Source organism: Microbacterium sp. Bi128 (assembly GCF_918698205.1).
The window spans coordinates 1-9,071 of sequence record NZ_CAKKMM010000148.1 but is presented as its reverse complement, the minus strand read 5'-3'; the positions used below and the strand labels follow the sequence as shown (position 1 = coordinate 9,071).

The following is a 9,071-nucleotide window of genomic DNA, read 5'->3' as shown; positions in this document are numbered from 1 at the left end:
CCTCCATTCCGCAGGCGCGCTGTGATCGAGGTTTCGACGCACCTGGCCGCGATCCTGTCGGCCGTCGCGCCCCTCGCCCCCGAGAAACGCACGCTCGAGGGGGCCCGGGGCCGAGTGCTGCGGCATCCGGTGCGCGCCGCGGTCGACGTACCGGGCTTCGACAACTCCGCCATGGACGGCTTCGCGGTCCGCATCGGCGACCTCTCGGCGCTGCCCGCGTCCCTGCGCGTCGTCGCCGACCTGCCGGCGGGCACGTCCGACGATCCCGCCCTGCGCCCGGGTGAGGCCGCGCGGATCATGACGGGGGCGCCGGTCCCGACGGATGCCACGGCGATCGTGCCCTTCGAGGACACCCGGGACGGTCTCGCCGACTCGCTGGCGTACGCCGTCGTGGTCACGGCACCGCGCGGACCCGGTGCCCACATCCGCCGCCGCGGATCGGACACGCGCGCGGGCGACGTCGTCGTGCCCGCCGGCGTGCGGCTCACCGCGGCGCGCATTGCCGCGATCGCGGCATCCGGGATCTCTTCCGTCGAGGTCGCGCGTGCGCCGCGCGTGGCCGTGGTGTCGACGGGGTCGGAGCTCGCCGCGCCGGGGTCGGCGCTGCGGCACGGGCAGATCCCCGAGTCCAACAGCTTCCTGCTCGCCGGACTCGCCGAGGAGGCCGGCGCCGAGGTCGTGCTGCGCGCGAGCATCGGCGACGACGGTGACGGCCCGCGCCGGATGATCGTCGAGGCCGAGAGGCTCGGCGTCGACGTCGTGGTGTTCTCGGGTGGGGTGAGCGCGGGGGCGTACGAGGTCGTCAAGAACAGCCTCGGCGACCTGCTGCGGTTCGATCAGGTCGCGATGCAGCCGGCGCGGCCCCAAGGTTTCGGACGGACGCCCGCGGGGACGCTCGTGTTCGGCCTCCCCGGCAACCCCGTGAGTGCCGCGGTGTCGTTCGAGGTGTTCGTCCGTCCGGCGCTGCGGGCGCTCGAGGGCGACACGGATGCCGGGCGCCCGGCGCTGCGCGTCGTGCTCGCCGAGGGCTGGCGCGTGCGTCCCGACCGCGTGCAGTACGTGCCCGTGCGCCTCGACCGCACCGATCCCACCCGCTGGCGGGCGGTGCCGCCCGCGCCCGGAACCCGCGGCTCCACGCGGGGGCTCGGGGATGCCGAGGCGTACGCCGTCATCCCGCCCGGCGACCGCGACCTGCAGCCGGGCGACACGGTCGAGGTGCTGCTGCTGTGAGCGTGGACGCGATCCTCCTCGCCGGGGGCCGCGGATCCCGGGTGGACGGGGCCGCGAAGCCGCTGTTCCGTGTCGGCGGGAGCACGCTGCTCGCGGCCGCGATCGCCGCCGCGCGCGCCGGCGGGGCGCAGCGGATCCTCGTCGTCGCTCCCGTGCTCGACGCCGCGCTCGACGTGGAGTGGATCGCGGAGGACCCGCCGTTCGGCGGACCCGTCGCCGGGGTGGTGGCGGCGCTCCCCGTCGTTCGCGCCGACGAGGTTCTCGTGCTCGCGTGCGATCTCGTCGCCCCGGCCCAGGCGGTCGCGGCGCTCCCCGCCATCCCGGCGGACGCCGACGGCGTATGCCTGAGCTCCGACGGCCGACCGCAGTGGCTCACGGGCCGGTACCGCACCGCGGCGCTGCGGTGCATGGCATCCGGGCTCGAGAACGGGGGACGGGATGCCGCGATGCGGACGCTCCTCGGCGGGCTGCGGATCGCGCTCGTCGATGCGCCGGCGGAGGTGTCGCGCGACATCGACACGTGGGACGATCTGACCGCGGCTGGAGGAACAGCCGCGAGCGAGCCCGAGGAGGAGCCGTGACCGAATCCCGCACCCTGCCGCCCGAGGCGCTCGACGACTGGAGCGCCGCGCTCGCCGAGCGGTTCGGCCTGGCCGAGGGCGACATCCCCATCGCGTTGATCCTCGACCTCGCCCGTGACGTCGCGAACGGCGTCGCCCGTCCCGCCGCTCCGCTGAGCGCCTTCGTCGCGGGGCTGGTCGCCGGCCGTGCGGGCGGGACTCCCGCCGACACCGAGGCCGCGGTCGCCGCCGTCGTCGAGATGGCCCGGGGCTGGGAGACGAACGGGCGCTGAGCCGGGGGTGCGGCGGGGGCGTTGTGCCGGGCTCCGGAGATTCGGGGCCGGGCTGCCTGCCGAGCCACGGATTCAGCTTCCCGAGCGAGATCTCTCCGGAGCCCCGCACACGGGTCTAAGGACCGAGACATGGGGCCGCGGGTTAGGGGCCGACGTACTCCCCGCGCGGGCGCAGGCGCATCGCGGGCTCGCGGTACTCGGCGGCGATGTGCGCGATCCACCCCGCGAGGCGGCCCTGCACGAAGATCGCGCTCGCGGCGTCCGCGGGCAGCCCCGCCCCGGTCGCCACCGCGGCTAGGGCGAGATCGACGTTCGGCTTCAGCCCCGATCGGGCGGCGACGACCTCGGTGAGTCCGGTGACGGCGGCGCGCGTCGCCTCGCCGTCTGGAAGAGCGTCCACGAGGGGCAGCAGTGCGTCGGCGCGATCGTCGACGCCGCCGTAGAGCGGGTGACCGAAGCCCGGGATGCCGCGCCCGTCGTGCACCGCCTCGGCCAGGGCCCGCTCCGGCTCGACGCCCGCGCGGACCCGGGCGAGCAGGCGGGCGGTACGTGTCGCGGCGCCGACGTGCAGCGGAGAGTCCGCGGCCCCGAGGGCGGCCCCGATCGCCGCGTACCCGTCGGCCCGGGCGGAGGCGGCGACCCGCGCAGCAAACGTCGAGACCGCGAGGTCGTGGTCGATGAGCAGCACGAGCGCCGCGTTGACGGCGCGGACCGTCGTCGCCTCTGGTGCACCCCAGATGCCGGCCAGCGACCGTGCGACGTCGTCGTCCTCGGGGCCGCCGAGCGCGCGAGGCAGTCCGATGAGCAGGGTCCAGCCGATCCTGTGGAGCGTCGCCGGGTCGGCGTCGTGACGCAGCGGGTCGGCGGCGCCGAATCCGGCGACGGCGGCGCGAATGCGATCGAGGGCTCCGGCGCCCGACGGCAGGGCCTGAACGACGGCGGATGCCGCCGCGATCGCGGCATCCGGGGCGTCCTGCCGCGGCGCGTCCCAGAGCCATGCGACGACCTCGGCGAACGGCCGCTCGGTCAGGTCGCGGGCGCGCCGGCCCCGGTAGAGCAGTTCGCCGTCCTCGATGTCGGCGACGTCGGTGCGCACGATCGCGAGCGGCATCCCGGTCGTCGGATGGGCGGGAGGTCGGGAGGCCGTGCGCCGACGGGAGGCCGCGAAGGCCTCGACCTCGAGCGCGTCGAACGTCGAGCCGTGCACGTCGCGCGTGCGGGCGAGGAGCCCGCGCGAGACGTAGGCGTACAGCGTCGCGGGTTTGACCCCCAGGCGCGCGGCGGCCTGGGAGGCCGTGAGACGGGGGAGCGGAGCGGGCACATTGATCCGATCAACGTTGACGGTGTGGGCGTCATGTTCGCACACTGAGCGCATGAGCGAGCTGATCGATGTGCCCAGGGGGCTGACCGGGGTAGTGGCCGCCGAAACCACCATCGGCGACGTGGACGGCGAGGCCGGGGTCTACCACTACCGCGGATACTCGGCGGTGGACCTCGCGCGCGAGCGGTCGTTCGAGGAGGTGTGGCAGTTGCTGGTCGTGGGCGCGCTTCCGGATGCCGAGCGGCGGGCGGCGTTCCTGGGTCGGGTGGCTGAGCTCGACGCTCACCCGGGGGTCGGGGATCTCATCGAGACGGTCGCCGCGCGCACCGACGATCCGCTCACCGGGCTCCGCGCGGCCTGGCCGCTCGTGGCATCCGTCCGGGGGAGCCGACCCCTGTACGACCTGGACGAGGACGCCCGGGCCGACGACGCGATCGCCTTCGCCGCGGTCGCTCCGCGCGTGCTCGCGGCGGTGGCGCGCGGAAGCGATCCGGGGCCGCTGGCCGGGTCCGGAACGGTCGAGGCGTACCTCGCGGCGCTCACCGGCGGGGCACCCGACGCGGCCCACGAGCGGGCGCTGACGGCGTACCTCATCGCGGCGATGGACCACGGCTTCAACGCCTCGACCTTCACCGCCCGAGTCATCGCGTCGACCGGGGCCGACATGGCGGCGTGCCTCACCGGCGCCCTGGGCGCCCTCTCCGGACCGTTGCACGGCGGGGCGCCGGCCCGGGCGCTCGACAGCCTCGACCGGGCCGGCGACGACCCCGAGCCGTGGATCCGCGGCGAGCTCGCCGCCGGCCGTCGGCTGATGGGGTTCGGGCACGCGGTGTACCGCACGACCGATCCGCGCTCCGCGCTGCTGCGGACCGTCGCGGAAGGGTTCGGCGGCCCGCGGGTCGCGCAAGCGCTGGCGTTCCAGCAGACCGCGGAGCGCCTGCTCGCCGCGCACAAGCCCGACCGGTCGCTGCACGCCAACGTCGAGTTCTACGCGGCGGTGGTCATGGAGGAGTGCGGCATCCCGCCCGAGATGTTCACGCCGACGTTCGCCCTCGCGCGGACGGTCGGGTGGACGGCGCACGTGCTCGAGCAGGCCCGCGACCGCAAGATCATCCGGCCGTCGGCGCGATACGTCGGGGTGCCGGTCCACGGCTGACCTCACCGTTGCCACCCGCGCGGCGTCGCGCCCGGGCGGGGCCGCGGACGAATGGTCGGATGCCGCGGACGTTCGGTCGGGCGCGGACGGCGCGCGCCCGCGAGCATCGAGGAATGACCACGACAGCCCCGGTTCCCGTTTCCGCGCCGTCCACCATGAGGTACGGCGGTCTCGTCGTCCTCATGCTCCTGAGCTTCCTGCTCGTGACCGCGGAGTTCCTCCCCAACGGCGTGCTCACCGAGATCGCGGTCAGCCTGGGGATCAGCCCGGGGCAAGCGGGGCAGACCGTGACGGTCACAGCCCTCGCGGGTCTTCTCGTCGCACCGACCATCGGCATCCTCGTCCCCCGCCTCGATCGGCGCCTGCTGCTGACCGCCGCAGCGATGGCGGCCGCCGTCTCCAGCGTCGTGGTCGCCGTAGCGCCGAGTCTGATCGCGATCCTCGCGGCGCGGTTCCTGCTCGGTGCCGCGATCAGCACGTTCTGGTCGATGTCGATCCTCGCGGCGGCGACGCTGGCCGCCCCCGGACGCATCGGTCGGGCCGTGATGTTCACCTCCGCTGGCCTCTCGCTCGCCACGGTTGCGGGTGTGCCGCTCGGCGTCGCCCTCAGCGAGATGCTCGACTGGCGCGCGACGTTCTTCGTGGTCGGTGTCGCCACCGCCGTCGTGGGGGTGGCGGTGCGCGTCGTCCTGCCCCCCGTGCCCGCGGTCACGGTGTCGAGCCTGCGCATCCTCGGCGACACGCTCCTCCGCCCGGGGAACCTCGTCGGGATGATGGGCCACGTCTTCGTGGTGCTCGGGCATTTCCTCGCCTACACCTACGTGCGGCTGTCGTTGGAGCGCATCCCCGACGTCGACCCGGGGACCGTCGTTCTGCTTCTGGCGGCCTTCGGCGTGGGCGGGTTCGTCGGCAACATCGTCATCGGAATGATCGTCGACCGGGCGTTCGGTCGGCTCGCCGTGGCGGGACCGCTGGTGATCGCCGCCGCCATCGCGGTCGTCGTGCTGCTCCCGGGTGCGCTCGCCGCCGTGGTCGCCGCGGTGGTCGTCTGGGGGTTCTTCTTCTCGTCGTGGCTCATCATCGTGAACACCTGGGTCGGCAAGCGGATGCCGGATCGCCTCGAGGCCGGGGGGAGCCTCGTGGTCACCGGGTTCCAGCTCGCGATCACGATCGCCGCAGGCGTCGGCGGCCTGCTCGTCGACACCGCCGGAGTCGTGACGGTGGATGTCATCGGCATCCTGTTGCTCGTCGTCGGCGCCGCGCTGTTCGGGATGTCGCTGCGGCGGACGTCTGCGGCGCTCAGGCCGTGAGCGCGCCCGCCCGCCACGCCGACGGGGCCACCCCGGTGTGACGGCGGAAGGCTCGCCGGAAGCCCTCGTCGCTGGCGTAGCCGAGCGCGCGGGAGACCTGGGACACCGAGGATCCGGCATCCAGGAGTCTCTTGGCCTCCCGCACACGGACCTCGGTGACGTATCCGGCCGGCGAGCGTCCCACCGCGTCGCGGAAGCGCTCGGTGAACACGCTCCGCGACATCGCGGCGAGGGATGCCAGGTGCTCGACCGACCAGTCCCGGCCGGGGTCGGCGGCGACCGCGGCAGCCACACGGGCGAGGAAGGGATCGGTGATGGGGGCGGGCCACTGACCCGTCGACGCCCACGCGCGGACCGCGGACAGCAGAACCGTGCGGATCATCAGCCGGCACACGACGGCGTCGCCGGGGCGTTCGGGCGAGAGGGCGTCGGGACCCGAGCCCAGGCTGCCGGCGAGGGCGGCTGCGGCGGGTTCCAGACGCGCGAAGCCGGTCACCAGGACGATGGCGGGGAGGGATGCCACGACCTCGGTCGGCGTGATCTCGGCCGTGACGACGGTCACCTCGGCGCCGGACTGGGACGAGAGGACGAGCCGGCGGCATCCGAGCGAGACGGCGGCATCGCCCGCGAGGAGGGTGCGGCGACCGCTCACCGGGTGCCCGTCGCCGGTCGGGGCATCGACCTGGCAGCTCGTTCCCGCGGCGAGGTCGCCGGTGATCTCACCCGCGCGCACATAGACGAGGGTCGTCGACCCCGTCGGGAGCATGACGTCTCCACTGACCGCGAGGGAGCTGCGCCGGGTCGATCCGGCCCGCACGTCGAGGGAGGCGAGGGCGCGCTCCAGGGCATCGGGCGGCGACATCATGCCTCGGGCAACCGTCCAGAGCCGTGGCGCATTCCTCGCCGCTGCCGAGCCGCTCGTCAGTTCAAGAAGACCGCGGTGCTGAACAGCCCGATCGACAGCGACAGCAAGAAGGCCGCGACACCCGCGATGAATCCGGCCGCGGCGAGCTCCCGCGCCATCCGTGCGTTCAGACTCAGGATGCCGGTCACGAACGACACCAGGGCGAGAACCCAGATGCCCAGTTGGATCCACAGCAGCTGATCGAACTCGGCGACGGCGCTCACCGACACCAGGAAGATGTGCCACGCCACCACGATCGCGCCCGTGACGATGGCGATGATCGAGACCACGCGCAGGTCTCCCCGCGGGGACGGGGGAGCGGGTGGTTCGTCTCGCGGCGGGACGCTCTCGCCCGGCTCGAGCGAGTCGGGGAGGTCGTCTTCCGTGGGCATGGGTCGATCCTGACAGGTTCTCGTCCTCGGTGGGGAGGATGGCGCCGCGGTGTCGGCGCCCCCGCGTACTCTGCCGGGATGAGAACGATCGGCGTCGACCTCGCCGCCGGGGTGCCCGGGACGGCGCTCGCCGAGATCGAGTGGGCGCCCGGCAGAGCCCGGCTCGTACGGCTGCAGGTCGGTGTCGACGACGTCGACATCGTGGCATCCGTGGGCCCGGACGGTTGGCTGGGACTGGACTGTCCGCTGGGGTGGCCCGACGCGTTCGTCGACTTCGTCGGGGCACATCACCTCGGCGAGCAGCCGCAGCTCGGCGAGGTCGACGGCGGCGCCGACTGGCGGCGCGGGCTCGTGTACCGCCGCACCGACGTCGTCGTGCGCGACCGCATCGGGCGGTGGCCGCTGAGCGTCTCGACCGACCGGCTCGGGGTGACCGCGCTGCGCGGCGCGGGCCTGTTGCGCCGTCTCGCGGCGTCGGGATTTCCCGTGGACCGCGCGGCCGAGGGTCGGCTGTTCGAGGTCTATCCCGGTGGCGCGCTGCGGATCTGGGGCTTCGACACGACGAAGTACCGGGTGGATGCCACCCGCCGGGCGACCCTGCTCGACACGCTGCAGGAGCGGGCGCGGTGGCTCGACGTGGGTCCGTTCGCTGCGCTCGCGGTGTCGTCAGGGGACGCGTTCGACGCGCTGATCGCGGCACTCGCGACCCGCGCGGGAGCGCTGGGGAGGTTCGCGCGGCCGGCTGCCGTCGACCTCGAGATCGCGCGACGCGAGGGGTGGGTGGTGCTGCCGGACGGGCCGCTCGAGGAGTCGGTCGCGCCCTGATCGCGCCGCGACGACCGGGACGCATGCCCCGCCGCCGCGGCATCCGGGATCAGGCGGCGGTGTAGCCGCCGTCGACGAGGTGATAGCTGCCGGTGATGAAGCTCGCGGCGTCGCTGGCGAGGAACGCGATGAGGTGCGCGACCTCGTCAGGCTTGCCGAGGCGGCCGATGGGGTGCTTGCCCACGAGGAACGCCTTGGTGTCGTCGTCGAGCGCGCTGAGGAGCGGCGTGTCGATGAAGCCGGGGCCGACGGAGTTCACGCGCACGCCGTGCGCCGAGTACTCCAGCGCCGCCGTCTTCGTCATGCCGACCACGGCGTGCTTGGCGGCGACGTAGGCGGGCGAGGTGGCGAAGCCGACGCTGCCGAGGATCGACGCGATGTTGACGACGGAGCCGCCGCCGTTGGCGAGGATCGAGGGGATCTGCGCCTTCATGTTGCGGAACACCGCGTTGAGGTTGATCGCGATGACCTTGTCCCAGGCCTCTTCGGTGTACTCCGCGGTCGGGGCGGCGGCGCCGCCGATCCCGGCGTTGTTGACGCCGATGCGCAGCGGGGCGAGGGTGTTGGCGAGTTCGACCGACGACGCGATCCACGCGCTGTCGGTGGCGTCACCCACGGAGGCCTGGGCGGTGCCGCCGGCGGCGCGGATCTCGTCGACGACCGCGTTCGCGTTGTCGGCGTTGAGGTCGTTCACGACCACGGCGGCGCCGTTGTGGGCCAGGAGCAGGGCGGTCGAGCGGCCGATTCCGCTGCCACCTCCGGTGACGATCGCCGAGCGGTTCGAGACGTCGTATTGAGCCATGGGTGGGCTTCTTCCCGGGCGGGCGCGGTGCCGGGAGATCTTCTCGGACGGTCCCGTCCTCTGCTTCGAGCCTACGCCCGCGAGAGACAGATGGATGCGGGTGAATGGATATCGGACGGGGTGCAAAAAGGCGGGTGAGGGTGTCTTGCCCCCACGCTCGCCCCCTGCTAACGTCCAACCAAATGGTTGAACAACGCACCCCCACCGACACCGACATCGACCGCGTCTTCCACGCGCTCGCCGATGCGACACGGCGCGACATCGTTCGCCGCACGCTC

At 73.7% G+C, this 9,071-nt stretch carries 10 protein-coding genes; 6 read left to right on the top strand and 4 right to left on the bottom strand.

What is annotated here, in order from left to right:
- Positions 1–21: 21 nt before the first annotated feature.
- Genes glp through LQV45_RS12175 form a run of 3 tightly spaced genes read left to right on the top strand, consistent with a single transcriptional unit; the run spans position 22 to position 2,083 of the window.
- Positions 22–1,230, top strand: coding sequence for a gephyrin-like molybdotransferase Glp (gene glp / locus LQV45_RS12185; protein WP_230007250.1), 1,209 nt, complete (start codon positions 22–24; stop codon positions 1,228–1,230).
- Positions 1,227–1,811 carry a molybdenum cofactor guanylyltransferase gene (locus tag LQV45_RS12180; RefSeq protein WP_230007249.1) on the top strand — a complete coding sequence of 195 codons (585 nt, stop codon included), beginning with the start codon at positions 1,227–1,229 and terminating at the stop codon, positions 1,809–1,811. Before glp ends, LQV45_RS12180 begins: the two co-directional genes overlap by 4 nt.
- On the top strand, positions 1,808–2,083 hold the full coding sequence (locus LQV45_RS12175) for a DUF6457 domain-containing protein (protein ID WP_230007248.1): 276 nt from the start codon (positions 1,808–1,810) through the stop codon (positions 2,081–2,083). Before LQV45_RS12180 ends, LQV45_RS12175 begins: the two co-directional genes overlap by 4 nt.
- Before the next feature lie 142 nt (positions 2,084–2,225).
- On the opposite strand, the gene LQV45_RS12170 is transcribed toward LQV45_RS12175, so the two are convergent.
- Positions 2,226–3,404, bottom strand: a complete 1,179-nt coding sequence (locus tag LQV45_RS12170; RefSeq protein ID WP_230007247.1) for a citrate synthase — start codon at positions 3,402–3,404, stop codon at positions 2,226–2,228.
- A 52-nt stretch (positions 3,405–3,456) separates the two neighbouring features.
- Here LQV45_RS12170 and LQV45_RS12165 point away from each other — a divergent pair, with 52 nt between their 5' ends.
- Positions 3,457–4,560, top strand: a complete 1,104-nt coding sequence (locus LQV45_RS12165; RefSeq protein WP_230007246.1) for a citrate synthase — start codon at positions 3,457–3,459, stop codon at positions 4,558–4,560.
- 113 nt (positions 4,561–4,673) lie between these two features.
- Positions 4,674–5,870: an MFS transporter gene (locus tag LQV45_RS12160; protein WP_230007245.1), complete on the top strand. Its 1,197-nt coding sequence runs from the start codon at positions 4,674–4,676 to the stop codon at positions 5,868–5,870.
- On the opposite strand, the gene LQV45_RS12155 is transcribed toward LQV45_RS12160, so the two are convergent.
- A complete protein-coding gene (locus LQV45_RS12155) occupies positions 5,860–6,735 on the bottom strand; it encodes a helix-turn-helix transcriptional regulator (protein ID WP_230007244.1) in 876 nt (291 codons plus the stop codon). The genes LQV45_RS12160 and LQV45_RS12155 overlap by 11 nt on opposite strands.
- A 56-nt stretch (positions 6,736–6,791) precedes the next feature.
- On the bottom strand, positions 6,792–7,166 hold the full coding sequence (locus tag LQV45_RS12150; protein ID WP_230007243.1) for a hypothetical protein: 375 nt from the start codon (positions 7,164–7,166) through the stop codon (positions 6,792–6,794).
- 78 nt (positions 7,167–7,244) lie between these two features.
- Between LQV45_RS12150 and LQV45_RS12145 the strand changes: the two genes are divergently transcribed.
- Positions 7,245–7,991: a DUF429 domain-containing protein gene (locus tag LQV45_RS12145; RefSeq protein WP_230007242.1), complete on the top strand. Its 747-nt coding sequence runs from the start codon at positions 7,245–7,247 to the stop codon at positions 7,989–7,991.
- A 49-nt stretch (positions 7,992–8,040) separates the two neighbouring features.
- On the opposite strand, the gene LQV45_RS12140 is transcribed toward LQV45_RS12145, so the two are convergent.
- Positions 8,041–8,793, bottom strand: a complete 753-nt coding sequence (locus LQV45_RS12140) for an SDR family NAD(P)-dependent oxidoreductase (protein ID WP_230007241.1) — start codon at positions 8,791–8,793, stop codon at positions 8,041–8,043.
- Positions 8,794–9,071: the final 278 nt, after the last annotated feature.